General features: G+C 70.4%; 31 protein-coding genes and 1 riboswitch. Of the genes, 10 read left to right on the forward strand and 21 right to left on the reverse strand.

Features of this window, described 5'->3' with window-relative positions; translation table 11 throughout:
• From ACTOWL_RS33260 to glyA, 7 genes are all read left to right on the forward strand, one after another.
• Window positions 1-264: YbaK/EbsC family protein (locus tag ACTOWL_RS33260; RefSeq protein WP_441325589.1), on the forward strand; the 264-nt coding region annotated here is incomplete at its 5' end.
• Window positions 261-632: a VOC family protein gene (locus tag ACTOWL_RS33265; RefSeq protein WP_441325590.1), complete on the forward strand. Its 372-nt coding sequence runs from the start codon at window positions 261-263 to the stop codon at window positions 630-632. The genes ACTOWL_RS33260 and ACTOWL_RS33265, both read left to right, overlap by 4 nt.
• Window positions 633-856: 224 nt before the next feature.
• Window positions 857-1,912, forward strand: a complete 1,056-nt coding sequence (locus ACTOWL_RS33270; protein WP_441325591.1) for an aspartate-semialdehyde dehydrogenase — start codon at window positions 857-859, stop codon at window positions 1,910-1,912.
• Window positions 1,913-2,041: 129 nt separating this feature from the next.
• Window positions 2,042-2,683 carry a TetR/AcrR family transcriptional regulator gene (locus ACTOWL_RS33275; RefSeq protein ID WP_441325592.1) on the forward strand — a complete coding sequence of 214 codons (642 nt, stop codon included), beginning with the start codon at window positions 2,042-2,044 and terminating at the stop codon, window positions 2,681-2,683.
• Window positions 2,684-2,794: 111 nt separating this feature from the next.
• The gene (locus ACTOWL_RS33280) at window positions 2,795-3,229 is read left to right on the forward strand and encodes a phasin family protein (protein WP_441325593.1); all 435 of its coding nucleotides are present in this window, start codon (window positions 2,795-2,797) and stop codon (window positions 3,227-3,229) included.
• Window positions 3,230-3,319: 90 nt separating this feature from the next.
• Window positions 3,320-3,655 carry a tRNA-binding protein gene (locus tag ACTOWL_RS33285; protein WP_441325594.1) on the forward strand — a complete coding sequence of 112 codons (336 nt, stop codon included), beginning with the start codon at window positions 3,320-3,322 and terminating at the stop codon, window positions 3,653-3,655.
• Between the two features lie 62 nt (window positions 3,656-3,717).
• A riboswitch (ZMP/ZTP riboswitch) is annotated at window positions 3,718-3,801 on the forward strand.
• 53 nt (window positions 3,802-3,854) lie between these two features.
• Window positions 3,855-5,126, forward strand: coding sequence for a serine hydroxymethyltransferase (gene glyA / locus ACTOWL_RS33290; protein ID WP_441325595.1), 1,272 nt, complete (start codon window positions 3,855-3,857; stop codon window positions 5,124-5,126).
• A gap of 21 nt (window positions 5,127-5,147) precedes the next feature.
• Here the strand turns inward: glyA and ACTOWL_RS33295 are convergent, their stop codons facing one another.
• The 5 genes from ACTOWL_RS33295 to ACTOWL_RS33315 form a co-directional block, all read right to left on the reverse strand.
• Entirely contained in the window at window positions 5,148-6,161 is a 1,014-nt protein-coding gene (locus ACTOWL_RS33295) for a carbohydrate kinase family protein (RefSeq protein ID WP_441325596.1), read from the reverse strand.
• Window positions 6,162-6,164: 3 nt separating this feature from the next.
• Complete coding sequence (locus tag ACTOWL_RS33300; protein WP_441325597.1) at window positions 6,165-7,187, reverse strand: hypothetical protein; 1,023 nt, start codon at window positions 7,185-7,187, stop codon at window positions 6,165-6,167.
• 43 nt (window positions 7,188-7,230) lie between these two features.
• Window positions 7,231-8,019, reverse strand: a complete 789-nt coding sequence (locus ACTOWL_RS33305) for an ATP-binding cassette domain-containing protein (protein ID WP_441325598.1) — start codon at window positions 8,017-8,019, stop codon at window positions 7,231-7,233.
• Window positions 8,016-8,993, reverse strand: coding sequence for an ABC transporter permease (locus tag ACTOWL_RS33310; protein ID WP_441325599.1), 978 nt, complete (start codon window positions 8,991-8,993; stop codon window positions 8,016-8,018). The genes ACTOWL_RS33305 and ACTOWL_RS33310 overlap by 4 nt, the downstream gene beginning before the upstream one ends.
• A gap of 62 nt (window positions 8,994-9,055) precedes the next feature.
• Window positions 9,056-10,063 (reverse strand): substrate-binding domain-containing protein, encoded by a 1,008-nt coding sequence (locus ACTOWL_RS33315; protein ID WP_441325600.1) that lies wholly within the window; start codon window positions 10,061-10,063, stop codon window positions 9,056-9,058.
• Between the two features lie 155 nt (window positions 10,064-10,218).
• Here ACTOWL_RS33315 and ACTOWL_RS33320 point away from each other — a divergent pair, with 155 nt between their 5' ends.
• Window positions 10,219-11,424: an ROK family protein gene (locus tag ACTOWL_RS33320; protein ID WP_441325601.1), complete on the forward strand. Its 1,206-nt coding sequence runs from the start codon at window positions 10,219-10,221 to the stop codon at window positions 11,422-11,424.
• On the opposite strand, the gene ACTOWL_RS33325 is transcribed toward ACTOWL_RS33320, so the two are convergent.
• The 11 genes from ACTOWL_RS33325 to ACTOWL_RS33375 form a co-directional block, all read right to left on the reverse strand.
• Window positions 11,425-12,894, reverse strand: coding sequence for a S8 family serine peptidase (locus ACTOWL_RS33325; RefSeq protein ID WP_441325602.1), 1,470 nt, complete (start codon window positions 12,892-12,894; stop codon window positions 11,425-11,427). It lies immediately after the preceding gene.
• 202 nt (window positions 12,895-13,096) lie between these two features.
• Window positions 13,097-13,480: a hypothetical protein gene (locus ACTOWL_RS33330; protein WP_441325603.1), complete on the reverse strand. Its 384-nt coding sequence runs from the start codon at window positions 13,478-13,480 to the stop codon at window positions 13,097-13,099.
• Between the two features lie 50 nt (window positions 13,481-13,530).
• Entirely contained in the window at window positions 13,531-14,244 is a 714-nt protein-coding gene (locus ACTOWL_RS33335) for a DUF6065 family protein (RefSeq protein ID WP_441325604.1), read from the reverse strand.
• Between the two features lie 66 nt (window positions 14,245-14,310).
• The gene (locus tag ACTOWL_RS33340; protein WP_441325605.1) at window positions 14,311-15,078 is read right to left on the reverse strand and encodes an anti-sigma factor family protein; all 768 of its coding nucleotides are present in this window, start codon (window positions 15,076-15,078) and stop codon (window positions 14,311-14,313) included.
• A complete protein-coding gene (locus ACTOWL_RS33345; protein WP_441325606.1) occupies window positions 15,059-15,706 on the reverse strand; it encodes an RNA polymerase sigma factor in 648 nt (215 codons plus the stop codon). Before ACTOWL_RS33345 ends, ACTOWL_RS33340 begins: the two co-directional genes overlap by 20 nt.
• A 312-nt stretch (window positions 15,707-16,018) precedes the next feature.
• Window positions 16,019-16,465, reverse strand: coding sequence for an aminoglycoside 6'-N-acetyltransferase (gene aac(6') / locus ACTOWL_RS33350; RefSeq protein ID WP_441325607.1), 447 nt, complete (start codon window positions 16,463-16,465; stop codon window positions 16,019-16,021).
• Window positions 16,466-16,518: 53 nt separating this feature from the next.
• Window positions 16,519-17,004, reverse strand: coding sequence for a hypothetical protein (locus ACTOWL_RS33355; RefSeq protein ID WP_441325608.1), 486 nt, complete (start codon window positions 17,002-17,004; stop codon window positions 16,519-16,521).
• Between the two features lie 21 nt (window positions 17,005-17,025).
• Window positions 17,026-17,409 carry a VOC family protein gene (locus tag ACTOWL_RS33360; protein ID WP_441325609.1) on the reverse strand — a complete coding sequence of 128 codons (384 nt, stop codon included), beginning with the start codon at window positions 17,407-17,409 and terminating at the stop codon, window positions 17,026-17,028.
• A gap of 18 nt (window positions 17,410-17,427) precedes the next feature.
• Complete coding sequence (locus ACTOWL_RS33365) at window positions 17,428-18,786, reverse strand: ATP-binding protein (protein WP_441325610.1); 1,359 nt, start codon at window positions 18,784-18,786, stop codon at window positions 17,428-17,430.
• Complete coding sequence (locus ACTOWL_RS33370) at window positions 18,783-19,475, reverse strand: response regulator (RefSeq protein ID WP_441325618.1); 693 nt, start codon at window positions 19,473-19,475, stop codon at window positions 18,783-18,785. Before ACTOWL_RS33370 ends, ACTOWL_RS33365 begins: the two co-directional genes overlap by 4 nt.
• Window positions 19,476-19,488: 13 nt before the next feature.
• Window positions 19,489-20,010, reverse strand: coding sequence for a MarR family winged helix-turn-helix transcriptional regulator (locus tag ACTOWL_RS33375; protein WP_441325611.1), 522 nt, complete (start codon window positions 20,008-20,010; stop codon window positions 19,489-19,491).
• Window positions 20,011-20,087: 77 nt separating this feature from the next.
• Here ACTOWL_RS33375 and ACTOWL_RS33380 point away from each other — a divergent pair, with 77 nt between their 5' ends.
• A complete protein-coding gene (locus tag ACTOWL_RS33380; RefSeq protein WP_441325612.1) occupies window positions 20,088-20,981 on the forward strand; it encodes a branched-chain amino acid aminotransferase in 894 nt (297 codons plus the stop codon).
• A 128-nt stretch (window positions 20,982-21,109) separates the two neighbouring features.
• On the opposite strand, the gene ACTOWL_RS33385 is transcribed toward ACTOWL_RS33380, so the two are convergent.
• Window positions 21,110-23,257 (reverse strand): TonB-dependent siderophore receptor, encoded by a 2,148-nt coding sequence (locus ACTOWL_RS33385; protein ID WP_441325613.1) that lies wholly within the window; start codon window positions 23,255-23,257, stop codon window positions 21,110-21,112.
• Window positions 23,258-23,380: 123 nt separating this feature from the next.
• Here ACTOWL_RS33385 and ACTOWL_RS33390 point away from each other — a divergent pair, with 123 nt between their 5' ends.
• Window positions 23,381-24,517: an ABC transporter substrate-binding protein gene (locus ACTOWL_RS33390; protein WP_441325614.1), complete on the forward strand. Its 1,137-nt coding sequence runs from the start codon at window positions 23,381-23,383 to the stop codon at window positions 24,515-24,517.
• On the opposite strand, the gene ACTOWL_RS33395 is transcribed toward ACTOWL_RS33390, so the two are convergent.
• The 4 genes from ACTOWL_RS33395 to ACTOWL_RS33410 form a co-directional block, all read right to left on the reverse strand.
• Entirely contained in the window at window positions 24,514-25,914 is a 1,401-nt protein-coding gene (locus ACTOWL_RS33395) for an MFS transporter (RefSeq protein ID WP_441325615.1), read from the reverse strand. The genes ACTOWL_RS33390 and ACTOWL_RS33395 overlap by 4 nt on opposite strands.
• A gap of 75 nt (window positions 25,915-25,989) precedes the next feature.
• A complete protein-coding gene (gene moaE / locus ACTOWL_RS33400; RefSeq protein ID WP_441325616.1) occupies window positions 25,990-26,439 on the reverse strand; it encodes a molybdopterin synthase catalytic subunit MoaE in 450 nt (149 codons plus the stop codon).
• A 1-nt stretch (window position 26,440) separates the two neighbouring features.
• Window positions 26,441-26,692, reverse strand: a complete 252-nt coding sequence (moaD, locus tag ACTOWL_RS33405; RefSeq protein WP_441325617.1) for a molybdopterin converting factor subunit 1 — start codon at window positions 26,690-26,692, stop codon at window positions 26,441-26,443.
• Window positions 26,693-26,700: 8 nt separating this feature from the next.
• Window positions 26,701-26,804: hypothetical protein (locus ACTOWL_RS33410; protein ID WP_441325619.1), on the reverse strand; the 104-nt coding region annotated here is incomplete at its 5' end.

Below are 26,804 nucleotides of genomic sequence, written 5' to 3' on the forward strand. Positions count from 1 at the left end.
GCCCTGGCCGGGCGCATCGACGGCGCCCGGATCGAGCGCGCCGATGCCGGCTTCGTGCGCGACGCCACCGGCTTCGCCATCGGCGGCGTCGCCCCGGTCGGCCATGCCACGCCACCGCATGTGGTGATCGACCGCGACCTGCTGGCGCTGCCGCGGATCTGGGCCGCGGCCGGGACGCCGAACTCGGTCTTCGCCCTGACGCCGGAGCAGTTGGTGGCGCTGACCGGCGGCGTCGTCGCCGACATTGCGAAGCGCGCGCCGTGATCGGCCATCTGTCCTTCGGCGTGTTCGACCTCGACCGCGCCATCCGGTTCTACGACGCGGCGCTGGCCCCGGTCGGCATGGTGCGGGTGTGGGCCGACGCCACCGCCGCCGGCTACGGGCCGCCCGGCGGCAACGACAAGCTCGCCTTGATGCGGCAGAAGCAGCCGGTGGTGCCGCCCGGGCCCGGCTTCCACCTGGCCTTCAATGCCCCGACGCGCGAGGCCGTCGACCGCTTCCACGCCGCCGCCCTGGCCGAGGGCGGGCGGGACGCCGGCGCACCCGGGCTGCGGCCGCATTACGGGCCCAGCTACTACGCCGCCTTCGTCCACGACCCGGACGGCCACAAGCTCGAGGCCGTCTGCCAATAGGCGGGCCGCGCTTCGGACCGTTGACGGGCCCGGCGGCGGGGCGCTACGACAGGCGCATGGCGACGACGATCACCCTGAAGCGCACCACCAAGACGACCGCTGCGGCGGGCGTTCTCTGGTGCACGCGGTGACCGCCGCGTCCTAGCAACCAGAGGCCCCGCCGGGAAGGGACGGGGCCACCGGTTCAGCCATCGTCCCTCCCGGCCCACAGGAAGGACGACATCATGCTCCCATCATCCGATCTGCAAGAGGCGCCGCGCGGCGTGCGCTCGCCCGACCCGGTGGTCGCGATCGTCGGCGCGACCGGGGCGGTCGGCGTCGAACTGCTGCGCTGCCTGGAGGCCCGGCGCTTCCCCGCCGCGGAGGTGCGGCTGCTGGCCTCGGCTCGGTCCGTCGGCCGGCGGATCCCGTTCCGCGGCAGCGACCTGGTGGTCGAGGAGCTGACCGAGAGCAGCTTCGCCGGCGTCGACATCGCCCTGTTCTCGGCCGGCGCCGGCATCTCCCGGCGCTACGCTCCGGCGGCGGTGGCGGCCGGGGCGGTGGTGGTCGACAACTCCTCGGCCTTCCGCATGCTGCCGGAGGTGCCGCTGGTGGTGCCGGAGGTGAATGCCGCCGCGCTGGCGGGCCATGCCGGTATCATCGCCAACCCCAACTGCGTCGCCGCGATCATGACGGTGGCGCTGGCGCCGCTGCACCGGGCGCATCCGCTGCGGCGGGTGACGGCGGCGACCTATCAGTCCGCCTCGGGCGCCGGCGCTGCCGCGATGGAGGAGCTGCGGGAGGCCACGGCCGCCTATTTGCAGGGGAAGCCGTTCGAGCCCAAGGTCCTGCCGTACCCCTATGCCTTCAACCTGTTCAGCCACAACGCCGATGTCGATCCCGTCAGCGGTTCCAACGGCGAGGAGCTGAAGGCGATCGCCGAGAGCCGGCGCATCCTCGGCGCGCCGGAGCTGCCGATCGGCATCACCTGCATCCGCGTGCCGGTGCTGCGGGCCCATTCGATCGCCCTGACGGTCGAGTTCGACACCGTGGTGACGCCCGAGGAGGCGAGGGGCCTGCTCGCGAACGGGCCGGGGCTGCGCCTGGTCGACGACCGCGCCGCGAACCACTTCCCGATGCCGTCAGAGGCGAGCGGGCAGGATGACGTCCTGGTCGGCCGCATCCGGACCGATCTGGGCGACCCGACCGGCCGCTCCCTGTCCCTGTTCGTGTCCGGCGACCAGCTGCTCAAGGGCGCCGCCCTCAACGCCGTGCAGATCGTGGAGCATCTGCGGTCTTGACCTCCGGGGTCGTGACCCCCGGATCGGTGGCGGCTCGCCTTCCCGCCGAATTGCGCTAGATTGGAACCGATCGCGCCCGCCCCGGCGGGCGCTCGGGGCCGCAAGGCCGATGGCGCGAGGGCCGGGACCATGGCGAAGAAGGCCGACATAGCGAACCACATCGTCACCACCGCGGTCGACCTGGCGGCGGAGAAGGGGTGGCGCGCCCTGACCCTGGCGGATGTCGCCCAGGCGGCGCGGGTGCCGATGTCGGCGCTGTACCGCCACTGCCCGACCAAGCCGGATCTGCTGGCCGGGTTCAGCCGGATGATCGACCAGGCGGTGCTGTCCGAAGGGCTGCCGGGCGCCGACGAGAGCCCGCGCGACCGGCTGTTCGACCTGATGATGCGCCGCTTCGACGTGCTGTCGGGCCATCGCGCCGGGATCAAGGCGATCCTGCGCGACCTGCGGCTCGACCCGCTGGCCACCTTGCTGCAGGCGCGGCAGCTCGAGCTGTCGATGCGCTGGACGCTGCAATCCGCCGGCATCTCGACCTCCGGGCTGCTCGGCCAGGCGCGGGTGCGGGCCCTGTGCCTGATCTACGGACTGGTGCTGCGGGCCTGGGAGCAGGATGATTCGCCGGATCTCGACCGCACCATGAAGGCGTTGGACCAGCGTCTGCGCCAAGCCGAGCAGTGGCAGAACACGTTCGGTCGCGGCCGCGGAACGCGCCGGGCGGAGCCGCCGGCCCAGCCGGAGGCCGCGGCGGGGCAGGAGCCGACGCTGCACTGAATGACAATCGATTGCGCTGTATGACAGCTTTGCTGCAGTGCACAATTTTCTCTTGCGGTGCGATCGACCCCGTGTAAGGTGCTGCTTTATTGTGCAACCAGGAGTTGGGCCATGAGCAAGGTGCCGCCGGTCTGGGACGTCGACTTCACCAAGCTGCTGAGCGAGTTCAAGGTGCCGGGCGTCGATCTCGACGCGGTGCTGCAGGCCCAGCGCAAGAACATCGAGGCGCTGACCGCCGCCAATCGCACCGCGGCGGAAGGGCTGCAGGCCTTCGCCCGCCGCCAGGGCGAGATCCTGCGCCAGAACATGGCCGAGCTGCAGAGCCAGTTCTCGACCGCCGTTTCCTCCGGCGCGCCGGAAGAGAAGCTGGCCAAGCAGACCGAGCTGGCGAAGTCCGCCTTCGAGAAGGCGATCGCCGACATGAAGGAGCTGGCCGAGCTCCTGGCCAAGTCGAACACCGAGGCCGCCGAGATCGTCAGCAAGCGCGTCAGCGCCAGCTTCGACGAGCTGAAGGGTGTGCTGAAGGCCCCGACGACGAAGCGCTGATCTGAACATATAAAGAAGGCCGCCTTCGGGCGGCCTTCTTGCCTTCCGGACGCCGGCGCGGCAGGGTGCGCCGGTTTCGCGGAGGGCAGAATGACGATCAGCTACGACGATTTCGCCAAGGTCGACATCCGGGTCGGCACCATCGTGGCGGTCGACCCCTATCCCGAGGCGCGCAAGCCGGCCTACAAGCTGACCGTCGATCTGGGGCCGGAGATCGGCCAGAAGCGCAGCTCGGCCCAGCTGGTGGCGCTGTACACGCCGGAGACGCTGCTCGGCCGCCAGGTGGCGGCGGTGGTGAACTTCCCGCCGAAGCAGATCGGCCGCTTCATCTCCGAGATCCTGGTGCTGGGCTTCCCCGATTCCGAGGGCAACGTCGTGCTGGCCGCGATCGAGCGCCCGGTGCCGAATGGCGGGCGGCTGTTCTAGCTCTCCGCGGTTGACGCGGCGCCGCGTCCCGCCGATCATCATCGCGATCGCAGGATCAGCCATACCCTCCACGTGACTGGCGAGACGGGGAGCACCCCGAGGGAGCGTGGAGGACCGTTTCGATGCCGCTCGCCTGGGCAGCCTTCCTTTGAAGCTGGTCGGGCGATTCGTGTCCAGGCATCGCAACGGAGCACTCCCCATGGAATACCAGCACCAGCCCGACCCGGTCGATCTCGATCCGCGGGCCCGCTTGGCCGCCGCCGATCCGGAGGCCGCCGCCATCCTCGAGCGCGAGGAGCGCCGGCAGCACCAGGGCCTGACCCTGATCGCGTCGGAGAACCACGCCTTCCCCGAGCTGCGACCGCTGCTCGGCTCGGTCTTCGCCGACAAATACGCCGAGGGCCAGCCGCGCCGCCGCTACTACGGCGGCAACCTCCATGCCGACGAGATCGAGGAGCTGGCCCAGGGCCGGGCCAAGGCCCTGTTCGGCGCCGAGCACGCCAATGTCCAGCCGCTCTCCGGGTCGCCGATGAACCAGGCGGTGTATTTCGGCCTGCTCGCCCCGGGCGACACCATCCTGGCGATGGAGCTGTCGCATGGCGGCCACCTGACCCATGGCGCCCCGGTCTCGGCCATGGGCCGGATCTTCCGCTTCGTCCGCTACGGCACCGTCGCCGGCGGCGGCTTCGACTTCGACGCGATCCGCGAGACCGCGCGGCGCGAGCGGCCGAAGCTGCTGATCACCGGCTTCTCCTCCTACCCGCGCGACATCGACTATGCCGCCTTCAAGGCGATCGCGGACGAGGTCGGGGCCATCACCATGGCCGACGTCTCGCATATCGGCGGGCTGATCGCCGGCCGGGCGCTGCCGAGCCCGCTGGCGGCCGGCTTCGACGTCGTCACCACCACCACGCACAAGACCCTGCGCGGGCCGCGCGGCGGGCTGATCCTGTGCCGCGAGCCGTTCCGCAAGGCGATCGACCAGGCGGTGTTCCCGGGGCTGCAGGGCGGCCCGCATATGGACCAGGTGGCGGCCCTGGCCACGGCGCTGCACCTGGCGGCGCAGGAGGAGTTCCAGGCCTATGCCCGGCGCGTGCTCGACAACGCCCGGGCGCTGGCCGAGGCGCTGCAGGGCCGCGGCGCACAGCTGGTGACCGGCGGCACCAACAACCACCTGATGGTGGTCGACGTCGCCGCCAGCTTTGGCATCGACGGCGACGAGGCGCAGCAGCGCCTGGACCGGGTCGGGCTGGTCTCGAACAAGCAGGTGGTGCCGGACGACACGCGGCCGCCGCTGCGCCCCTCCGGGCTGCGGCTCGGCACGCCGGCGGTCACCACGCGGGGCATGCGGGAAGGGCAGATGAAGGCCCTGGCCGACCTGATCGTCGACGCGGTCACCGGCGCCCGGCCGGAGCCGGCGCTGGCGAATGCGGTGCGGGATTTTGCAAGACGGTTCCCGATCCCGGGGTGATTTGGGCGGGGAGGGCGGGGTTTATACCGTCGGCTTGAACCCCGCCTTCTCGCCATAGGCGAAGCATTCCGCCGCCGAGGGGATGGCGCGTGACGTGCTGTACGAGCCGAGGCTGAGCGCCGCGACGCAGACGCCCAGCCGAAGCCCCTTCTCCACCGGCCAGCCCTCGTGCAGCCCCAGCATGACGCCGGAGGCGAGCGCGTCGCCGGCGCCGTTGGTGCTCTTGACCGATTCCGGCGGCACCCAGGCCGCGCCCTGGCGCCACAGGCGGCCGTCGCGGCCGGCGGCGACCACGCCCTCCGGGAAATGCACCACCGCCAGGGTGGACACGCCCATGCGGATCAGCGCCGCCGCCGCCGCCTCGACCAGCGCCCAGTCGGGCCGGCCGTCGTGATGGGTCTCGACGCCGGTCAGCGCCGTCGCCTCCAGCTCGTTGATGATGATGCTGTCGAGCAGCGGCAGGCAGGGCACCGTCAGGTCGCGCAGCCGGTCGCCGGCCACCCCGACCAGCTCCAGATTGGTGCGGTGGCCCGAGGCTCGGGCGCGGGCCAGCACCTCGGTGAAGCCGTTGCCGTTGCCCTGGGGCGCATCCATCCGGGCATGCACCCCGGGCGAGCCGACATGGAAGATCTTCGCGGTCGACCCGGCCAGGTCGAAATGCGCGGGCGAGAGCAGGGCGTTGACCCCCTCCTGATAGAAGAAGGTCCGCCGCCCGCCCTCGGCCACGATCATCACGTCGGTATAGGCGGTGTGCCCGCCCGGCAGCACCGCGATCCGGCCGGCGCCGACGCCATGGTCGCGACAGACGTCGAGCGCCAGCCGGCCATAGGCGTCGTCGCCGACCACGCCCACCACCTCGATCGGGAAGGGCGCGCCCAGGCGGGCGAGGTCGATCGCCATGTTGAAGCCCGGGCCGCCGGAATCCGGCGTCTCCTCCACGATCTTGGCGACATGCTCCTGCGGCGGGAACCGGTCGATGACCTTGTTGACGTCGATGCAGATGGTGCCGCCGCAGATGATGCCGGATCGTTCCACGGTTCAGCCCTGCTTCAGGACGGCTTCGGTGGTCTGCACGTCCTCGGCCAGCGGCCGCAGCGGGGTGATCCCCTGCTTCTGCAGCTCGCCGTGATAGGCGCGCACGGCCTCCTCCGGCGCGATCGTGCCGTCCGCCACCTGGCGCATGAAGCTGACCATCGCCAGCGGCGATTCCGCCAGGTTGATCTTGCGGCCGAACAGGGCGACGCGGGCGCCGTATTTCTCGGCCTGGTGCAGCAGCTCGAAGCAGTCGCGGGTGGTGCCGGCGCCGCCGCCGAGCACGCCGACGATCAGGCTGGAATCGAAGCCGGCCAGCTCCTCCAGCGCCTTCGGGCCGTTGAAGGGGATCTTCAGGAATTGCGGCCGGTCGGCCTTCATCACCCCGGCCAGGCAGCGCAGGATGCAGTCGTTCAGGTAGTGCGGCTGCAGCGCCGGGTCGATGCCGCTGGCGACATTCGGGTTGAACACCTCGAAGAAATACTGGAAGCCGTTGGCGGCGCAGTCGGCGCGGAACTCGGCGAAGGCCTCCAGCGATCGGATGTCGGAATCGAGGTCGTTGTTGAAGGTGACGGAGTAGAGGCCGAGATCGGTGCCGGTCACCGGTGCCTTCGGGTCGGGGGCGAGGCCGCCATGCATCACCCGCGGCAGCAGGGCCGACCGGAACGGGCGCGACGGCTGCTTGGGGTAGGAGCAGCCGCGTACCACCCAGACATCGGTGGTGTCGTTGGCGCGGATCGCCGGCTTGACTCGGCTGTTGCGGAAGGTGCCGCTCTCGACCAGCCGCTCCAGGTTCGAGGCCGAGACCAGCATGATGTCGACGATGTCCTGCTCCACCACCGCGCGGATGGTGTCCAGGAACTCGTCGCGGGTGCGGTAGCGGGTCCAGCTGCCGTCCGGCGCGCGCTTCGGGCCGGTCGAGGTCAGGCTCGGCCCCATGTCGCCATCCTTGGCGTCGGCGATGATGAAGTCGCTGCGCTTGTATTGTCCGGCGCGGATGCGGGCCAGCTTCTCGTCCAGGCGGGTCATGCTCGGTCTCTCGTCTTTCGGTCAGGGAGGAAGGGAAGGGGTGTCATGCGGCGGTCTCGCCGCTTGGAGCCGGCAGGTCGCCCGGCATCGCCCCGGTCATGATCGCCACCACCTCGGCCATGCTGTGGCGCTGCGGCGTGGTCACGGCGACGCGGCGGCCGAGGCGCATCACATGGATGCGGTCGGCGACCTCGAACACGTTCGGCATGTTGTGGCTGATCAGGACGACGGGCAGTCCTCGGTCTCGGATGGTGCGGATCAGGTCCAGCACCTGGCCGGTCTCGCGTACGCCCAGCGCCGCCGTCGGCTCGTCCATGATCACCAGCTTGCGGGCGAAGACGGCGGCGCGGGCCACGGCGACGCCCTGGCGCTGGCCGCCGGACAGGCTTTCGACCGCATGGCTGATCGAGGGCAGGCGGAAGCGCAGCTCGTCCATGTGGCGCTGCGCCTCGCTGCGCATCCGCGGCTTGTCCAGCAGCCGCAGCCAGCGGCCGAGCGGGCCGGGCCGGCGCAGCTCGCGCCCCAGGAACAGGTTGGCGGCGATGTCCAGCGCCGGCGCCACCGCCAGGTCCTGGTACACCGTCTCGATGCCGCGGCGGCGGGCATCGAGGGGGCCGTGGAACCGCACCGGCTGGCCGTCCAGCAGCACCTCGCCCTCATCCGGCGTGATCGCGCCGGACAGCACCTTGATCAGGGTCGACTTGCCGGCGCCGTTGTCGCCGATCACCGCCAGCACCTCGCCGTCGCGCAGCTCGAAATCGACGCCGCCCAGCGCGGTGACATGGCCGTAGCGCTTGACCACGCCGCGGGCCTCCAGGATCGCTGCGCTCATACCCGCCTCCAGCGCGACAGCTGGTCCAGCGCGACCGCGGTGATCACCAGGACGCCGGTGACCAGGTCCTGCCACAGCGGGTCGATGCCGATCAGGGTCAGGCCGTTGCGCAGCACGCCGACGATCAGGACGCCGATCAGCGTGCCGATCAGGCTGCCGCGGCCGCCGAACAGGCTGGTGCCGCCGATCACCACGGCGGTGATGCTGTCGAGATTGGCGTTCTGCATCGCGTTCGGGTCGGCGTTCGGAATCCGCCCCAGCGCCAGCCAGGCGCCGATGCCGTAGAGGAAGGCGGCGAACAGATAGACCGACAGGATGCGCCGGCGCACTGGGATGCCGACCAGCCGCGCCGCCTCCGGGCTGTTGCCGATGGCGTAGATGTGCTTGCCCCAGGCGGTCTGGTTCAGCATGTACCAGACCAGGGCGTAGAGCCCGAGCATGATGATCATGCCGTAGGTGACCACGGCGCCGCCCAGGCGCAGGGTGTTGCCGGTCCAGCCCAGCAGGTCGTCCATGACAGGGAAGGCGCCGCCGCCGGAGAACAGGCGGGTGGCGGCGGTGACGATGCCGAGTAGCCCGAGCGTGACGATGAAGGGCGGCAGTTTCAGCCGGCTGACCAGGGTGCCGGTGACCAGCCCGACCAGGCTGCACAGCCCGATCGCCAGCAGCAGCGAGGGCAGGGCGGCGTAGCCTTCGTCCACCAGCTTGCCGGCGACGATGGTGCCCAGCACGGCGATGGCGCCGTTCGCCAGGTCGATGCCGGCGGTCAGGATCACCAGCGTCTGGCCGATCGCCAGCGTGCCGATGATCACCGATTGCTGCACGATCAGCGACAGGTTGCTCGGGGTCAGGAAGCGGTCGCTCATCGCCGTGAACACGGCGGCGAAGGCCATGAGCACGATCAGCGGGCCGAGCGGCGGGGTGGTCAGAACCCGCGCCGCCCGGCCGATCCAGGACGAGGGGGGAGGGGCCATCGCTCTCTCGTTCGGGAGGGGATGGGCGGGCCTGGCGCGGCCCGACCCGGTGGCGCTGGCGGTCAGCCCCAGCAGTTCTTCTCTCCGAACTCCAGGTCCTTCGAGTCCAGCCCCGGCAGCGGCTTGCCGGTGATCAGGAAGGAGCCGGTGTTGACGAAGCCGCTCGGCTTCTTGCCGGACTTGGCGTATTCGGCCACGGCGTCGACGCCCATCTGCGCCATCTTGTAGGGGAACTGCATCACCGTCGCGGCGACGCGCCCGTCCTTGACGTATTTGACGCCCAGGCAACCGCCGTCGATCGAGGTGACGACGACGTCGTCGGTCTTGCCGGCCGCGCGGATGGCGGCATAGGCGCCTTGGGCGGCGGGCTCATTGATGGTGTAGACGACGTTGATGTCGGGATGGGCCGACAGCAGGTTCTCCATCGCCGTCTGGCCCTTGTCCTGGGCGCCGTTGGTGTTCTGCTTGCCGACGATCACGGCGTCGCCCTCGGCGATGCCGAAGCCCTTCAGGAAGCCGTCATGGCGGAAGGTGTCGACCGTGCCGCCCGGCGTGCCGTCCAGCATCGCCAGCTTCGGCGCCTTGTCGCCCAGCGCCTTGCGGGCGTACTGGCCCTGCTGCACCCCGGCCTCGAAATTGTCGGTGGCGAAGGTGGCGTCGACCGCGTCCGCCGGGTCGGTCGCGGTGTCCAGCGCGATCACCAGGATGCCGGCGTCGCGCGCCTTCTTGACCGCGCCGAGCACGCCGGTCGAGTTGTTCGGGGTGATCAGGATGCCCTTGGCGCCGGCGCTGATCAGGTCCTCGATCGCCGCCACCTGGCCCTCATTGTCGCCGTCGAACTTGCCGGCGCGGGCGATCAGCTTCAGGCCCTTGGCCGTGGCCTCGGCCTCGGCGGCCTGGCGCATCTTGACGAAGAACGGGTTGACCTCGGTCTTGGTGACCAGGCCGACAATGGCCTCCTGCGCCATCGCCGCCGTGCCGGTGAGGGCGAGCGCAACAGCGCCGGCGGCGAGCAGGCCGGTGAGGCGGCGGGGATTCGGAGCAAGCGCAGACCTCTGCGATCGGATCATCGCGGTTTCCTCCTGTTTGCGGGCAAGCGCTTCTGCGGCGCCGGCCCTGCGCATTGGCCGGACGAGTGTCCGACACCGAAACGATAAGTCCGGCTTTTGCTGAGAGTCAATCAGATCTTCTGGATCTTTTGCCTGAAAAAGATCATTAATAGGCCATGTCTGCTGCAAATCCTGAGATCCACGCCCTCGGCACCGCCGGCGCCGGTCATGTGCTGTCGCTGATCCTGTCCGGCCGGGCGCGGTCGCGGGCCGACCTCGCCCGCATCTCCGACCTGTCGCGCGCCACCATCACCCAGCGCCTGGGCGTGCTGTTCGAGGCCGGGCTGCTGCAGGAGGCGGAGGAAACGCAGGCCAGCGGCGGCCGCCCGGCCCGCATTCTCAAGCTGAACGAGGGTTTCGGCGTGGTGCTGGCGGCCGATATCGGCGAAAGCCGCATCCGGGTCGCGGCGACCGATCTTGGGCCGACCGTGCTCGCCGAACGGCTCGGCGCGCTCGATGTCGGCACGGGTCCGGTGCCGATCCTGACCTGGATCGGTCAGCAGTTCCGCGAATTGCTGGCCGAGATCGGCCGGCCGGCATCGGAAGTGCTGGGCATCGGGCTGTGCCTGCCGGCGCCGGTCGACCATGCCGCCGGGCGGGTGGTGGGGCCGTCGGTGATGACCGGCTGGGACGATTTCGACATCCCCGGCTGGTTCGCTGGCGAATACGCGGCGCCGGTCCTGGCCGAGAACGACGTCCGGCTGCGTACCCTGACCGAGCACCGCCGGTTCTGGCCGGAGGAGCGGCAGATGGTGTTCGTCAAGGCCGGCACCGGCATCGGCAGCGGCATCATCACCGAGGGCCGGCTGCATCGTGGCGCCCGGGGGGCCGCGGGTGACATCGGCCATATCCAGCTACGCGACGCCGAGGCGCCGCTGTGCCGCTGCGGCAAGCTCGGCTGCGTCGAGGCCTATGCCGCCGGCTGGGCGATCGCCCGCGACCTGCGGGCCCAGGGCTTCGCGGCACGGGACGCGCGCGACGTGATGAACCTCGTCGGCCGCAACCGGCCGGAGGCGATCAGCCTTGTGCGCCAGGCCGGCCGGGTGCTGGGCGAGGTGGCGGCCGATGTGGTCAGCGTGCTGAACCCCAGCGTCATCGTTGTCGGTGGCACCCTGTCCGAAGCCGGCGAGCACCTGCTGGCCGGGGTGCGCGAATTGGTCTACCAGCGCTGCCTGCCGCTGGCGACGCGCGACCTGACCATCGTCGCGGCCCGCGCCGGCGAGACGGCGGGGCTGCTGGGCGCCGCCCGGCTGGTGGTCGACACCAGGCTGCAGCCGCAGGCGGTCGACCGGCTGATCGCGGAGCGGGCGCCGGCGGGCTGATCAGTGCAGCGGGATGCCGGTGGCCGTTGGGCGGATGACGCCGCCTTCGATCGGGACTCCCAGAACCGGCGGAGAGCCCGCGGCCGGATCGAGCCGGTCGAGCCGCAGCAGGCCCCAGCCGAAGATCGGGTCGCGGCCGGGTTCGCCCAGATCCTCGACCGTGGCGGCCAGCGCCTGCTTGACATCGGCGCGCTTCAGCTCGGGCGATCCGGCCCGGAGATGGGCGATGGCGGCGGTGACGAAGGGGGCGGCGAATGAGGTGCCGGTCAGGGGGCGCGCGCCGCTGATCGAGGCCGCCGTCCAGACATCGACGCCGGGGGCGGCGAAGTCGATGTGCTCGCCGCGGCCGGCGCGCCGGTAGGGCCGGTACTGGCGGTCGACGGCCGTCGCCACGGTCACGTCGGGATAGGCGGCCGGATAGATCGGATCGGCGTTCGGCCCGTCATTGCCGGCGGCAGCCACCATCATCAGGTCGCGCTCGGCGATCGCCGCGACCGCCCGCCTGAGAACCTCGTTATCGGGACCGGCCAGGCTCAGATTGATGACGTCGACATCCTTCGCCGCCACGATGTTCAAGGCGCGGACAAGGTCATAGGCGTCGCTGCGATCGTCGCCGCGCTCATGATGGAACGCATCGACGGCGACCAGCTCCGCGGCCGGCAGCAGCCCGGGAGTCCGGCTTCCGCTCGCACCGACCAGGAGCGCCGCGATGGCCGTGCCATGAACCTTGGAGGACGGGTCGCGGGGCGCGTCGGACAGGGAAGTGAGGTCGATCTTCCGGTCCTTCAGCGCCTCATGCGCCAGGTTGATGCCGGTGTCGATCAGGCCGATGCGCGGGGTGGCGGCGGAGAGCACGCCGTCCCGCGGCCAGCCGATCAGCGACCTCGCCAGGCAGGGATCGTCGGCGCAGCCGGGCTCGGCTTCGGGGCGGTAGTAGTGGTTGAGGTCGACGGCGACCGCAGGCCTCGCTGCGACGAGGCGTTGCCGCGCCGCCGCCAGGGTCAGGCCGGCCGGGACGCGCAGCCGCGCCAGACGGCTGCCGACCAGGACGATCTCCTCGTCGGCGATGATGATGAAGCCGAGGCCTTCGGCCGCCGCGAGATCCTCGGCGCTGCCGATGGCGACCAGCTCGGCCGGGGCATAGGCGGGCCTCGGCGGCTGCGGGGCGGCGCGCCTCGCCCGGCGGGGGGCCGCTGGCGGAGGGTCGCGATCGAACAGGTCGCGGAAGATCGGGAACGCGCCGCCGTCGTCACGGTCGTCGTCCCTGCCGCCGCCGCGCCCGCCGCCATTGCCGCCGCCCGAGCCGCCGCCACCGTCATCGCCACCGCCGTCGTCGTCCCCGCCATCGTCGTCATCGGCGAAGGCCGGCGATGCCAGGGGGAACCCGGCAAACGGCCCGAGATCCGGGACGGCGCTTGCGCCGACCACGAACAGCACCCCCAGGGCGAGGCGGCGAAGGACGGAGGCCAAGGCGGTGTCTCTCCTGCTCGGGGTCGGGCCGCGCGGACCCCAGCATGACGCCGGGCGGCGCGGCAAGGTTGCGGTCGACGGATGAAACGGACGGAGCGCGGCCTCTATTCCGGCGGCCGACCATCGCCGCGACCGGCGCGAAGGTCTCCTGGAATATTCGGCGACGCGGCCCGTTCCCCCTGCGGACCGAAGCCCGGTCCAGTCACACAGGAGCATACACCATGACGAGATACGGGAAGCTGATGTCGGCCCTGATCGCCGGCGTGGCCACGGTCGCGGGCGCCTCGGCGCAGGCGAAGGAGCACCAGGCGGCTCCGATGGATGTCGAGCGCATGTCGACCGCCGTCGCGGGCCGCAGCGACGGGACGATCACCGTCGCCGGCAACAGCTCGTCCAATTCGAGCTCGAACTCATCGTCGAATTCGAGCTCGAACTCCAACAGCAACTCGAGCTCGAACTCCAACAGCAATTCGAACTCGAACTCCTCGTCCAACAGCTCGTCGAATTCGAACTCCAATTCGTCCTCGAACAGCTCCTCCAATTCGAGCCGCGGCGAAGGCCGCTGGCGGCGGCGCTGATCCTGCAAAACTACGGGGGCCCTCAGGGCCCCCGTATCCTCTGATCGGAACGGAATTTCTATCGGGCGGCGCGGGCCCAGCGGCGATACCAGCCTTCGCCGGCGATGGTGTTGCGATGGATCGTCTCGCGCTGCTTCGCCTGATCGGCCGTCTCGGCCCGGATCTCCGCCCGGATCGCCGATTCTTCGCGGCGGAACGGGATGACCTGGACCAGCGGCGTGCCCTTCTCGATCACGTACAGGCCGTCGGGCGCGGTGGCGAAGAACGGGAAATGGATGTGCGCTGCATAGGTGTCGGTGTCGACGATGCCGGCGACGCATTCGAAGGGCTGCGGCGGGCGGTTGAGCGGCGGCAGGAACAGGCAGCTCCAGCCCGGCGGCGTCCGGATCGACCAGTGGTTGTGGAACTTGCAGGGCGGGCGGGGCTCCTTCGGGTTGCCCGTGACCTGATGGGCGCCGTGGTTGCTGACCATCACCCGGTCGAACTCCCACCCCGCCTCGACGGCGCGGCCGCCGTCCCTGACGTCGAGGCGCACCGTCGCCGCCAGCGGCAGGATCCATCCCGTCGCCATGGCGTCGAGGAACGGCATGCAGCGCTTCACCGTCAGCCCGCTGCTGGTGACGGTGAGATGGTCCTTGTCGACCGGCGGCAGCTTGCGGAACCAGTCGGGGAGAACGGATTTGGCCGGCCGCGGCTCGGCGATCACGCCGTGATCCTGCGGCTGGCAGACGAATTCAATGACCGGCGCGGGCCGGCGGATGAGCGACAGCATGGGAGACCTCCGGATTCACTGCCCCGATAACGGGAGGGCGGAGGGGTTATTCCGTCGCGCCGCTCGTTATCGCCCCGCGAGCGCCGCGGCCTCGTCCGCCGGCGACAGCGACTCATGCGCGCCGGCCGCTGCGAGATAGGCGTCGAGCGCCTCCATCGACGATGCCGGGGCGTATCCGTCGTCGCGCAGGGGGGCGACCACGGCGAAGCGCACCGACCAGGCGCCGTCCGTGCGGCAGGCCACCGAGACCACGGAGGAATCGGCGCTGTCCACCTCGAACTCCCGGCACAGCACGCCGCCGGCATCCCGGAATGACGCGACGGCGCGCAGCCTGTCGCCGGAGCCCGCCAGCACGGCGTCCCCGCCCGACGGCACCCGCCCGAGCGCCTCGGACAGGGCCGGGCTGCTCAGCCCCGCGACCACAAAGCCCTGCGGTGCGTCCCGGCCGCCCACGCCGATCAGATATCCGCCGAGGCCGAAGGCGATCGCCGCCACCGACGCGGCCAGCGGCACGATCCAGGGCCGCCGCGTGAGCGCGTGCCTGGTGCGGCCGGCAACCGCGATCGTTCCAACCTGCGCCGCCGGGCCCGGTCTCGCCTTCGCCTCGTCGATCATCCGCTGCACCGAGCGGCCGAGCGCCTCCGGCACCGGCTCCTCGACCAGCAGCCTCAGCGCATCCTTCGCCTGGATTCTGGTGTCGAGGAACAGGGCGACGCGGCCGGCGAGATCGTCGTCGGTCGCCATGGCCTGTTCGACGGCGGCGGCGGTCTCGTCGTCGAGCTCGCCGTCGGCGAAGGCCATCAATGTCCGGTCGTCAAACGCGCGTGCGGTCATCTGTCCTCGCCTTCGTGATCTCTGAACGTGGCGGGCCGGGGTTCATTCCAGCGGCCTCGGCGAGATTCTTCCTGGCCCGCGCCAGCCGGCTCATCACCGTTCCGATCGGGATCCCGAGGACATCGGCGGCCTCCTTGTAGGACAGGTCCTCGACACAGACCAGGAGCAGGACCTCGCGCTGCTCGTCGGACAGGCCCATGATCGCCTGGCCGACGGCGTTCAGCGTCAGCCGCGCCTCGACATCGCGCTCGCCGGAGGCGCCGACGATATCCCGGCGCTGGTCGATGTCCTCCTGCGGCCCCGCCGTGTTCCGCTTCCGGACCTGGTCGATCCACAGGTTGCGCAGGATCCGGAACATCCAGGCGGGAAAGCTGGTCCCGGGCTCGAAGCGCCCGGCATTGGCCAGCGCCCGCTCGCAGGCCGCCTGCACCAGATCGTCCGCACCGTCGCGGGTCCGGCACAGGGAGATCGCGAAGCGGCGGAGATTGGGGAGGAGCGCGACGAGCTGGTCTCCGAACCGATCCGTTTCAGTCACGTCGAGGCGTCCAAGTCCCAAGAATTCGGTGGAATCGATCGAGGCGCATCCGGTGCCGTGCAAGATGCTATATGCCTTGCCCGGGTCATCCAAGCCGTCAGGCGCGGCTTGCCGGCGCCGTTCGTCGGGTCAAGCCGGCGGCACTCTGTCCGGCGCGTGCGAGCACCTGCTGGCCGGGGTCCGCGAATTCGTCTACCAGCCTGCCGCTGGCGACCCGCGACCTGACCACCGCCACGGCCCGCGCCAGCGAGCCGGCGGGGTTGCTGGGCGCGGCCCGGCTGGTGGTCGACACAAGGCTGCAGCCGTAGGCGGTCGACCGCCTGATCGCCGGGCTGCGGGCGCCGGTGGCCCGAGGACGGGTCAGCATTACAGGAAGACAACGGCTGCAAAGGGCGGAGAGTGATCCTACAGGCTTTTACGAAAGAAGACGACGCGTTTTGTCTCCTCGAAACCTAGCGCCGCATGAAACTTGTGGCTCACGACGTTGTCCAATAGGGCATCGGATGCGAACTCAGCACAGCCGATAGACTTGCCCCATTCGGCAATTGCATCGCAGAGCAGTCGCGCCGCGCCCTTTTGCCTGTGGCCGGGCAGAACATAGATTCCTTCAAGGAAGAGAACGGGAGAGGTTTTGCATCCATTGACGTAATCACTGCGCAGCGTGCCTTCAGCAAATCCGATCACTTCGCCTTCATTGGTTTCACAGATGAACGCGACAGCTCGGCCGTCTCCGGCCAGGAAAGTGCGAACCACGTCGTTCCGATGGTGTTGGACAGAATAGTCCGGCCAAAGTGCAGCACGTAACCGCGCCCACGGCTCAACATGTTCCATGGTGCTCCGCTGGATCTTCATCGTCTCACCTTACGCCGCAGTTCGCGTGTCTCCAATGGGTCGAAAGCGGCCTCCTAGCCGCGGAGCGCTTTCAAGAAGGCTGCGGCGCGACCGACGAAAAAGAATGTGCTGGCCGCCGAGGCGAGCGGCACGACCCCAATGAGCGGCTGCTGCTCCAGCAGCTCCGGCTGGGTGGCACGCCAATAGCCGATGGCGTACTGAACCGAGAAGAACGCCAGGGAGACGATGAGGATGCTCCAGGTGCCCGGGACGTCCATGGCGCGGAGGTCCTCCCGCGGCTGGGCCTCCGCCCCTTTCGCCGTCAGCCAGCCCACCGCCGCTCCCGCCGCGGCGCCGATCACCCAGGCGACGATCACGAGGACCGGCATTCCCTCCCTGAGGAGAAGCGAGCTCACCGAGAGCAGGAGGAAGACTCCCGGCAGGATCAGGGAGCCCGGCGGCCGGAACTCATGCCGTCTCGTCGCTCGCCATCCGCTCCACACGAGATAGGCCAGCAGCGGCCAAACCCAGACCGGTGCCCCCAGTATGATCGCGACCATCCACCCTCCCTCGACGCACGATCAGCCCGTCCGGCTCTCGACGACGCAGAGCTGGTTGCCCTCCGGATCCAGCATCACCGTGTAATCGTCGGCCTCGCGCTGGACCTCGGCGCCGAGGGCCAGCAGGCGCCGCACCTCGCCCGCGCGGTCGGCGACGGCGATGTCGAGATGGACGCGGTTGTTGGTGTAGTCGCGCGTCGGCACCTGCTGGAAGCACAGGCTCGGGCCCGGTCCGTCGACCATGACGGTGGGGTCGGTCTCCGGCGTCAGTCCCAACGCGGCCAGCCGGTCGATCTCCGCCTGGTCATAGGCGCGCACGGCATAGCCGTCGAGCGCTGCGGCCCAGAACCGGGCCAGGGCGGGCGCCGACCGGCTTTCGAACACGATCTCCCGCAACCGGCCCATCGGACGCCCTCCAGCGGTTCAGAGCGGCAGGCGCACCGTGCAGCGCAGCCCGCCCATCGGCGAGGTCGACAGCGTCAGGTCGCCGCCATGGCGGCGCGCCACGTCGCGGGCGATGGCGAGGCCGAGGCCGGTGCCGCCGGTCTCCTGGTTGCGCGATTCATCCAGCCGGACGAAGGGCTTCATCGCCTCCTCGCGCTGGGCCGGCGGGATGCCGGGGCCGTCATCGTCGACCACGAGGGCGACGGCGGTGTCGTCCTGGATGACGGTCAGCCGGATGTGCTGCGCATGCCGCCGCGCATTGGACAGCAGGTTCGCCAGGCAGCGCCGCATCGCCTCGCGCCGCAGCGGCAGGACATGGCTCTCCGGTGCATCGAAGGCGATGTCGGCGCCTTCCCGCCGCGCCGACACCACCACCTCCTCGAGGAAGGCGGCCAGTTCGGTCGGCGTCGCCTCCTCGGTGCCCTCGCCGCGGGCGAAGGCGAGGTAGGCGTCGATCATCTGCCGCATCTCCTCGACATCGGTGCGCAGCTCGTCGATGTCCGGCCCGTCGCCGAGCATGGCGAGCTGCAGCTTCATCCGGGTCAGCGGCGTGCGCAGGTCGTGGCTGACGCCGGCCAGCATCTCGGTGCGCTGCTGGATCTGGCGGCGGATGCGGTCGCGCATGTCGAGGAAGGCCTCGGCCGCCTGGCGGATCTCCTCCGCCCCGTGCGGCCGGAAGCCCGGCATGTCGCGGCCCTTGCCGAAGCGGTCGGCGGCGACCGCCAGGCGCCGGATCGGGCGCAGCTGGTTGCGCATGAAGATGATGGCGACGGCGGACAGGATCACCGTCGACCCGATCATCGACAGGTAGAACAGGTTGGTGGTGAAGCTGGACAGCCGCTTCGACGGCACCTCCACCGTCAGCACGCCCTCCGGCAGTTGCATGCGCACGACATCGGTGTCGTCCTCCCGGTCGGACCGGATGGTGAAGTCATAGGGCTGCGACGCGCGCATGGCCCGGGCGAGGGCGCGCTGGCCCTCGTCCAGCGCATCGCTGCTGGTCGATCCCAGCTCGACGCCGGGATCGAAGCCGTAGATCAGCCCGGTGTTGCGCTGCGCCCGCAGGAACACGGCGCCGCGGGCGACCGGCGTCATGCCGCTGGAGATCTCGTCGATGGTCAGGCCGATCTCGCCGGAGACGGTGCGGGCCATCGTCGTGGTGATCACGTCGATGTGGCGGCCGAAGAAGACATAGGTGGAGATCGCCTGGGCCAGGATCATCGGGGTGACGATGATCACCAGCGCCCGGCCGAACAGAGTGCGCGGCAGGAACCGCTTGATCCGCGCCCGCAGCCCAAGGGGTGTGGACAGCCGGGGCAGGGCGGGGGAGGGCATCATCCGTCGGGTCTCAGCACATAGCCTTCGCCGCGCACGGTGTGGAGATAGCGGGGCAGGCGCGGATCGGGCTCGATCTTACGCCGAAGTCGCGTCACCTGCACGTCGACCGCCCGCACGCCGCCGTCGATGGTGCCGGATTCGGTCAGCGCCTCGCGCGACACGGTCTCGCCGGCGTGCTGGGCCAGGATGCGCAGCAGGTTCTCCTCGCCGGTGGTCAGGCGCACGCGCTCGCCCTCCTGCAGCAATTCGCCGCGCTCGATGTCGAAGGTGAAGGCGCCGAGCCGGATGGTGCCGGCGGCCCGCGGCGGCGGGGGCGCCAAGCGGCGCAGGATGCTGTTGATGCGCAGCACCAGCTCGCGCGGCTCGAACGGCTTCGGCAGATAGTCGTCGGCGCCGCTCTCCAGCCCGGCGATCCGGTCCTCCGGCTCGCCGCGGGCGGTCAGCAGCAGGATCGGCGTGCTCATGCGCTGGCGCAGGTCGGCGGTCAGCTGCAGCCCGGTCTCGCCCGGCATCATCACGTCCAGCACGATCAGGTCGAAGGCGATCGCCGCCAGCTTCTCCCGCGCATCCGCCGCGTGGACCGCGGCTGTCACCAGGAAGCCGTTCTCGATCAGGTATTTGCGCAGCAGCTCGCGGACCCGGCGGTCATCCTCGACGACCAGGATATGGGCGGGCTCGTCGGCGATCATGGTCATGGGCCTGCTACCGGCTGGCGACGCGGGGGGCGGGGACCGGGGCCTCCGGCTCCTCGTCCATCGCCGCCGGCTCGCTCAGCGCGATCAGTCCCTCCAGCACCTTGCGGAAGCCGTCCACCGCGTCGGCCCCGGCACTGCGGTAGGCCTGGCCGATCAGCCGGCGCTGGCTCTCGAACAGCTGGCGCTCCAGCACCGCGCCCTTGTCGGTCAGGGTCAGCAGGCGCTGGCGCCGGTCGCGCTGGCCCTGCTGCTGCTCGACATAGCCGCGCTCGACCAGGTCGTTCAGGACTCGGCCCAGGCTCTGCTTGGTGATGCGCAGGATCGCCAGCAGCGCACTGACCGTGATCTCCGGATGCCGTCCGACGAAATAAAGCGCACGGTGATGGGCCCGGCCGAGACCCAGGGTTGCGAGCAGCGCATCGGGCTCGGCAGTGAAGCCGCGATAGGCGTAGAATAGCAGTTCGATGCCTTGGCGGATCTCCTCCTCGCGGAGGAAGAGCGGGTTCACGGGCGATTTTATGTCAGCCATGTTGACTTGTTTTGACCCCGAATGTTACCGCTCACGATCCGACGGCGACACAAATGACAATCCGGGAAAGGCCCATCATGTCGACGACTCCCTTCCATGACCGTGACGGCTGGATATGGATGGACGGCAAGCTGGTCGAATGGCGTAGCGCCAACATCCACGTCCTGACTCACGGGCTACACTACGCCAGTTCTGTATTCGAAGGGGAGCGGGCTTACAACGGCCGGATCTTCAAGGGCACGGAGCACTCGAAGCGGCTGGAGTTCTCGGCGACCACGCTGGGCATGAAGCTGCCCTACAGCACCGCGGAGCTCGACGCGGCGAAGCGGCTGACGCTGGAGAAGAACGGCCTGACCGACGCCTATCTCCGCCCGGTGGCGTGGCGCGGATCGGAGATGATGGGCGTGTCGGCCCAGGCCAACACCATCCATGTCGCCATCGCGGTGTGGGAATGGCCGAGCTACTTCTCGGCCGAGGCCAAGATGAAGGGCATCCGCCTGACCCTGTCCGACTGGCGCCGGCCCTCGCCGGACTCGGCCCCGGTGCACGCCAAGGCGGCCGGCCTGTACATGATCTGCACCCTGGCCAAGCACAAGGCCGAGGCGGCGGGCTACCAGGACGCGCTGATGTACGACTATCGCGGCTATGTCGCAGAGGCGACCGGCGCCAATGTCTTCCTCGCCATCGACGGCAAGCTGCACACGCCGACCGCCGACTGCTTCCTGAACGGCCTCACCCGCCAGACCGCGATCGAGCTGGCGCGGCGCAACGGCATCGAGGTGATCGAGCGCCACATCCAGCCGGACGAGCTGGCCAAGGCGACCGAGGTGTTCCTGACCGGCACCGCGGCCGAGATCACCCCGGTCGGCGAGATCGGCCCGCACCGCTTCACCCCGGGCCAGATCTGCAAGACCGTGATGGACGCCTATTCCGCCGAGGTGCGGAAGGAGCCGAAGGCGGCCGCCGCTTAGGACAGCACATTGCGTAGGTTGGGTTCGCCATCGGCGAACCCAACATCGTGCAGCAGTGCCGGTGGTGGGATGTTGGGTTCGCGTGCCGCGAGCCCAACCTACGACGCTCACAGCGGCCGTTCAGTCCCTCACCACCGGTAGCGGATGCTGCCGATCACCGTCTGGCCGAGGCCCTGGTAGCAGTAGCCCTGGGCGCAGGTGGTATAGTCGCGGTCGAACAGGTTGGTGGCGTTGACCGCCAGCTGCAGCCCGTCCAGCCGCGGCTCGACCTCGCCCAGATCGTAGCGGATCGCGGCGTCGAACAGGGTCACCGCGTCGTTCCGGCCGGTGCTGTTGTCATCGTCGCGGTAGCTCGACCCGATGTAGCGGACGCCGGCGCCCAGGCTCAGCCCCGGCACGATCCGGTCCGGCACCCGGTAGTCGACCCAGGCGGAGACGACGTGGTTCGGGATGCCGGACGGGTCCTTGCCCTCGGTCGCCGCGGTGCCCTCGGTGACCTCCGGGTCGAGATAGGTGTAGGCGAGTTGCAGGCTCAAGCCCTCGCCGAGATCGGCCAGGCCCTCCAGCTCGATGCCGCGGACCCGGATCTCGCCGCGCTGGGCCCTGAAGTTGACATGCGCGGAGTCGGAGATCAGCCCCTTGTCCTGGGTGATCTGGAACACCGAGGCGGTGACCAGGCTGTTCAGCCCGTCGGGTTGGTACTTCACGCCGGCCTCGATCTGCTCCGCCGTGGTCGGCTCGAAGGCGCGCCCCTGCCAGTCCGTGCCCAGATTCGGGTTGAAGGAGGTGGCATAGGCGACATAGGGGGCGAGGCCGAAATCGGTGACATAGGTCAGGCCGACGCGGCCGCTGAAGGCGCTGTCGGAGACATCCTGCTCGGTGCCGGCGATGCGCTCCTTGGTCGAGGTGTCGACCCAGTCGTGCCGGCCGCTCAGCGTCAGCAGCCAGCCGTCGAGCCGGATCTGATCCTGCAGATAGGCGCCGACCTGGTCCTGCCGCTGGAAGGTGCGGGCATAGACCGCCGGCATGTCGATATGCTGCTTGCCGTAGTTCCGGGTGGTCAGGTCGAGATCCGGCGCCGCGCCGTCGCCGGCGATGTGGGTGGTGTCGACGAAGGTGTAGTCGACCCCGGCCAGGAGCGTGTGCTGCAGCGGCCCGGTGTCGAAGCGCAGCTGCGCCTGGTTGTCGACCGACACCGTGTCCAGGCTCTCGCGGTCCTGGCCGGCGCGGCGGTAGGCGGTGGTGCCGTCGTCGGACAGGCCGGTGATGTAGACGTAGCGGGTGTTGGCGTCGACATGTGCGTAGCGGAAGCTCTGCCGCAGCGTCAGGGCGCTGTCGACCCGGTGCTCGATCTGATAGCCCGCGCGCACGCTCTCGATATCCAGGTCGTTCCAGGCCGGGTCCGCGGTGCGGATGTCGAGCAGGCCGGTCGCTGGCGAGTAGTAGTTGAACAGGCTGCCGCCGCTCTTGTCCTTCTGGTAGGCGCCGAGGATCGTCACCGTGGTGTCCTCGTTCGGCCGCCAGGTGAAGGCCGGTGCGATATAGGCGCGGTCGTCCGGCACCGCCGGCATCTGGGTGTCGCTGTCGCGGAACAGCCCGGTCAGGCGCCAGGAGAAGCGGTTCTGCTCGTCCAGAGGCCCGCCGACGTCGAACTGGCCCTGGTATCGGTCATGGTTGCCGAATTGCAGCTCGGCCTCGCGCAGCGGCTGGTCCGGCGGGCGCTTGGTCACCAGGTCGACCAGGCCGGCCGGCGAGGACAGGCCGTAATTGGCCGAGGCCGGGCCGCGCAGCACGTTGATCGCCGCCAGGCCGTAGGGTTCGGTGCGGATGCCGGCGAAGACCTGGCCGGTCGGCTGCCGCAGCCCGTCGCGGAAGATGCCGAAATAGGCGGCGTCGAAGCCGCGGATCCAGAAGGCGTCGAGCCGCGGCGCGAAGCCGTACAGGCCGGTCAGGATGCCGGGGGTGTAGGTCAGCGCCTCCTGCAGGCTCTGCACGTTGCGCGCATCCATCTGGCCGCGGGTGACGACCGAGATCGACTGCGGCGTCTCGACCAGCGGCGTGTCGGTCTTGGTGGCGCTGGCGCTGTTGGTGGCGGTGAAGCCCCGCACTTCGGTCGTCGGCGTCTCCGCGCTGCCCTGCACCACGATCGGGGCGAGGGTCGTCCCCGTGTCGCCGGCTGGGGCCGGCCCCTGTGTCTCGGCCAGGATCGGCGTCGGCGCGAGCGCCGTGGTGGCAAGCAGCCCGAGCAGCAGGCAGGTGCGGGGTCGATGTCGCATAAGTCAGGTCGGCTCCGGTCGCGGGAGGGATCCGGCAGGACGGCCGGGATCGAAACACCGGGCTAATTGACATTAATTCTCATTCTCGTCTAGGTCATTGTGGGAACGTGACCAGGATGCCCGATGACCCGATGCAAGGCGCTCGTCTGCGCCCTTTTCCTGTTGGCTTCCGTGCTCGCCCCCGCGGCCCGGGCGGAGTGGCCGGTGACCGTGACCGACGCCGCCGGCCGCCAGGTGACGGTGCCGCATCAGCCGCGGGCGGTGCTGCTGGGGGCGGGCATCAACCTGGTGGCGCTGGCGCTGATCGATTCCGATCCGGTGTCGCTGCTGGCCGGCTGGGCCGACGACACGCGGCAATATGATCCCGGCCTCTATGCCGCCTTCCTGGCGAAGTTCCCGCGCCTGGCCGAGGTGCCGGTGGTGGGCGGCGGCACGGATGAGAGCTTCTCGCTGGAGAAGGCGCTGACGGTCGGGGCGGATCTCGCGATCTTCGGCGCCTGGCAGGCGGAGACCGAGCAGGGGCGGCTGATCCTGGACCGGCTGACTGCGGCCGGGGTGCCGGCGGTGGTGGTCGACTTCAACCACCGGCCGCTGGCGAACACGGCGTCGGGCATGCGGCTGCTCGGCCGCGTCCTCGGCCGCGAGGACCCGGCCAACGCCTTCGCCGATTTCTACGAGGCGCGGCTGGACCGCATCCGCCGGCGCATGGCGGCGCATCCGGAACCGGGGCCGACCGTGCTGATGCACGCCTATCCGCAGCCGGACGACTGCTGCTGGGCGATCGGCGAGACCGGGTTGGGCGAGCTGGTGTCGCTGGTCGGCGGCCGCAACATCGCCGCGGACCGATTCCCGGATGCCGGGGGCGGGGTGCTCAGCCTCGAATACGTGATCGGGCGGGACCCGCAAGTCTACATCGCCACCGGCCTGCCGCAGGCGGCCAACGCGCCGGGCCTGGCGGTCGGCCCCGGCGTTCCCGCGGAGGTTGCCCGCCGGAGCCTGGCGACGGTGCTGGCGGCGCCCGGCCTGTCCGGCCTTGCCGCCGCCCGGGAGGGGCGGGGGCATGGGCTGTGGAACTTCTTCAACGCCGTGCCGCTGAACATCGTGGCGGTGGAGGCGGTGGCGCGCTGGCTGCGGCCGGAGATCTTCGGCGACCTCGACCCCGGCGCCACCCTGGCCGAGATCAACAGCCGCTTCGCCGCCATGCCGTTCGAGGGCGCGCTGTGGGTCAGCCTCGACCCGGCCGCCGACGGATCGCGCTAGCGGTTGGCCGCGACGGTCAGCCGCCAGGCCGCCCAGGCGCCGAACAGGGCCAGCGGCAGGGCGGTGACGAACACCCACAGCGCCGCCGCCCGGGCGGTTTCGACCGTCAGGCCCGCGCCGAAGCCGACCAGGTTGGCGGTGGCGCCGGCGATGGCGGCGCCCACCGCCCCGCCGGTCTGGCGCACCGCGATCAGGGCCGAGCTGCCGATCGCCCTGTCGTCATCGGCCAGGGTGCCGATCAGCCGCCGGTTCAAGAGGGGGGAAGTGAAGCCGAAGCCCGCGCCCATCAGCAGGGCGGCGCCGACGATCCAGGCCAGCGGGGCGTCCCGCATCACCAGCACCAGCAGCACCGCGCCGGCCAGGATGCAGCCGGCGCCGCGCAGCAGCCAGCGCAGCTCACCGGCCCCGGTGGCGCCAGCGACGACGAAGGCGGCGAAAGTCCAGGCCAGCGCCATCGCCGCCACCACATAGCCGGCCCACAGCGGCGACAGGCCGTGCAGCGTCTGCAGGATGGCGGGGCCGTAGACGTTCAGGCCCATCGAGGTCGCCATCATGGCGAAGATCGCGGCATAGGCGGTGCCGCAGACCGTGCGCAGGTCTCCCGCCTGGCGCGGCAGCAGCCGCTCCCGGGCGCCGGAATCGATCCGCAGCACCAGCACCAGGATGCCCAGGCCGGCGGCGACCAGCGCCAGGGCGATGGCGGGGTCCGGGCTGACATCGGCCATGGCGATGGCGCCGACGCCGAGCGCCAGCCCGCCGATCTGCGGCCAGGGCACGCCCGGCTGGCCGCCGCTGCGGACCGTGCCCTTCAGCAGCCAGGGCGAGGCGGCGGCGAACAGCAGCGACTGTACCGTGAACAGCCAGAACACGAGGCGCCAGTCGCCCGCCTGGGCGGCCAGGCCGCCGACCAGCGGCCCCAGGATCGTGGCGATGCCCCAGATGCCGGAGGCCACGGCGAACATCCGGGCCAGGTGCCGTTCGGGGAACAGCACGGCGATCGCGACCATCGAGAAGCCGGCGACCCAGCCGCTGCCGACGCCCTGCAGCACGCGTCCGGCCAGGAACACGCCGATGGTCGGGGCGGCGGCGCTCAGCACGCAGCCGAGCGCGAAGGCCAGGCCGGCGATGGCCGAGGCCCAGCGCAGCCCGAACCGTTCCGACAGCCGCCCGGCGCTGGCGCCGGCCAGGATGGCCCCGACCAGGAAGCCGGCGGTGGCCCAGCTGAAATAGGCATAGCCGCCGAGATCGGCGCCGACGCTGGGCATGATGGTGGCGGTGACCAGCGCGTCGGCCGCGTTCAGCCAGATGCCGAGGCAGACCATGGCGAATCGCGGCAGCCGCCCTTCGGCGAGCAGATCCGCCCAGCCGGTCGCCGGTTGCGCCGATGCCTGCACCATGCCGCGTTTCCCCCTTTGCCGTCCGGCTACACCGCCGCCGGCACGATGAGAAGCGGGGAATCGGCAGGACAGAAATCAGCGCCAGCGCGACGCGGCCTCGTCGTCCTCGGCCCGGGCCTCGACCCAGCGCTCGCCGGCCGGCGTCTCCTCCTTCTTCCAGAAGGGCGCCTTGGTCTTCAGCCAGTCCATCAGGAAAGCGCAGGCCTCGAAGGCGGCGCCGCGATGGGCCGAGGCGACGCCGCAGAACATGATCCGGTCGCCCGGCTCCAGCCGGCCGACGCGGTGGACGATGCGCACCTCCAGCAGCGGCCAGCGGCTGCGGGCCTCGGCCTCGATCTCGGCCAGCTGGAGTTCGGTCATGCCGGGATAGTGCTCCAGCGTCATCGCGGTGACCGCGGTGCCGCCGGCGACGTCGCGCACCAGCCCGACGAAGCTGGCGACGCCGCCGACATCGCTGCGGCCTGCCGACAGCGCCGCCATCTCGGCGCCCACGTCGAAATCGGCTTCCTGGATGCGAACCGCCATCTCAGCCCCCTGTCACCGGCGGAAAGATGCCGATCTCGTCGCCCGGCGCCACCGGATCTCCCGCCTTGGCGAAGCGCTGGTTGACCGCGACCCGGACCACCGCTGGGTTGGCCAGGGCGTCGGCAAAGCCGGCGCCGCGGGCGCGTAGCCAGTCCAGCAGCCCGGCGACGTCGCGCACCGACTCCGGCGGCGACACCGTCTCGGCGGCCATGCCGATCTTGCTGCGGACCCAGGCGAAATACAGGAGCTTCATGCCGGTTCTCAGATCAGGGTGCTCAACGGGATATAGGCAACCGGATCGCCCGGCGCCACGGCGGTCACGTCCTCCGGCAGCTCGACCAGCCCGTCGGCGCCGGCGAGGGAGC

It is taken from the genome of Inquilinus sp. CA228 (genome assembly GCF_052078665.1).
Lineage (GTDB): Bacteria > Pseudomonadota > Alphaproteobacteria > DSM-16000 > Inquilinaceae > Inquilinus.

What these genes read in the sequence shown, in the direction of transcription:
- ACTOWL_RS33270 (WP_441325591.1), top strand. Translation starts at nt 857, where the DNA reads ATGCTCCCATCATCCGATCTGCAAGAGGCGCCGCGCGGCGTGCGCTCG.
- ACTOWL_RS33275 (WP_441325592.1), top strand. Translation starts at nt 2,042, where the DNA reads ATGGCGAAGAAGGCCGACATAGCGAACCACATCGTCACCACCGCGGTC.
- ACTOWL_RS33280 (WP_441325593.1), top strand. Translation starts at nt 2,795, where the DNA reads ATGAGCAAGGTGCCGCCGGTCTGGGACGTCGACTTCACCAAGCTGCTG.
- ACTOWL_RS33285 (WP_441325594.1), top strand. Translation starts at nt 3,320, where the DNA reads ATGACGATCAGCTACGACGATTTCGCCAAGGTCGACATCCGGGTCGGC.
- glyA (WP_441325595.1), top strand. Translation starts at nt 3,855, where the DNA reads ATGGAATACCAGCACCAGCCCGACCCGGTCGATCTCGATCCGCGGGCC.
- ACTOWL_RS33300 (WP_441325597.1), bottom strand. Translation starts at nt 7,187, where the DNA reads ATGACCCGCCTGGACGAGAAGCTGGCCCGCATCCGCGCCGGACAATAC.
- ACTOWL_RS33305 (WP_441325598.1), bottom strand. Translation starts at nt 8,019, where the DNA reads ATGAGCGCAGCGATCCTGGAGGCCCGCGGCGTGGTCAAGCGCTACGGC.
- ACTOWL_RS33310 (WP_441325599.1), bottom strand. Translation starts at nt 8,993, where the DNA reads ATGGCCCCTCCCCCCTCGTCCTGGATCGGCCGGGCGGCGCGGGTTCTG.
- ACTOWL_RS33315 (WP_441325600.1), bottom strand. Translation starts at nt 10,063, where the DNA reads ATGATCCGATCGCAGAGGTCTGCGCTTGCTCCGAATCCCCGCCGCCTC.
- ACTOWL_RS33320 (WP_441325601.1), top strand. Translation starts at nt 10,219, where the DNA reads ATGTCTGCTGCAAATCCTGAGATCCACGCCCTCGGCACCGCCGGCGCC.
- ACTOWL_RS33335 (WP_441325604.1), bottom strand. Translation starts at nt 14,244, where the DNA reads ATGCTGTCGCTCATCCGCCGGCCCGCGCCGGTCATTGAATTCGTCTGC.
- ACTOWL_RS33340 (WP_441325605.1), bottom strand. Translation starts at nt 15,078, where the DNA reads ATGACCGCACGCGCGTTTGACGACCGGACATTGATGGCCTTCGCCGAC.
- ACTOWL_RS33355 (WP_441325608.1), bottom strand. Translation starts at nt 17,004, where the DNA reads ATGGTCGCGATCATACTGGGGGCACCGGTCTGGGTTTGGCCGCTGCTG.
- ACTOWL_RS33360 (WP_441325609.1), bottom strand. Translation starts at nt 17,409, where the DNA reads ATGGGCCGGTTGCGGGAGATCGTGTTCGAAAGCCGGTCGGCGCCCGCC.
- ACTOWL_RS33365 (WP_441325610.1), bottom strand. Translation starts at nt 18,786, where the DNA reads ATGATGCCCTCCCCCGCCCTGCCCCGGCTGTCCACACCCCTTGGGCTG.
- ACTOWL_RS33370 (WP_441325618.1), bottom strand. Translation starts at nt 19,475, where the DNA reads ATGATCGCCGACGAGCCCGCCCATATCCTGGTCGTCGAGGATGACCGC.
- ACTOWL_RS33375 (WP_441325611.1), bottom strand. Translation starts at nt 20,010, where the DNA reads ATGGCTGACATAAAATCGCCCGTGAACCCGCTCTTCCTCCGCGAGGAG.
- ACTOWL_RS33380 (WP_441325612.1), top strand. Translation starts at nt 20,088, where the DNA reads ATGTCGACGACTCCCTTCCATGACCGTGACGGCTGGATATGGATGGAC.
- ACTOWL_RS33385 (WP_441325613.1), bottom strand. Translation starts at nt 23,257, where the DNA reads ATGCGACATCGACCCCGCACCTGCCTGCTGCTCGGGCTGCTTGCCACC.
- ACTOWL_RS33390 (WP_441325614.1), top strand. Translation starts at nt 23,381, where the DNA reads ATGACCCGATGCAAGGCGCTCGTCTGCGCCCTTTTCCTGTTGGCTTCC.
- ACTOWL_RS33395 (WP_441325615.1), bottom strand. Translation starts at nt 25,914, where the DNA reads ATGGTGCAGGCATCGGCGCAACCGGCGACCGGCTGGGCGGATCTGCTC.
- moaE (WP_441325616.1), bottom strand. Translation starts at nt 26,439, where the DNA reads ATGGCGGTTCGCATCCAGGAAGCCGATTTCGACGTGGGCGCCGAGATG.
- moaD (WP_441325617.1), bottom strand. Translation starts at nt 26,692, where the DNA reads ATGAAGCTCCTGTATTTCGCCTGGGTCCGCAGCAAGATCGGCATGGCC.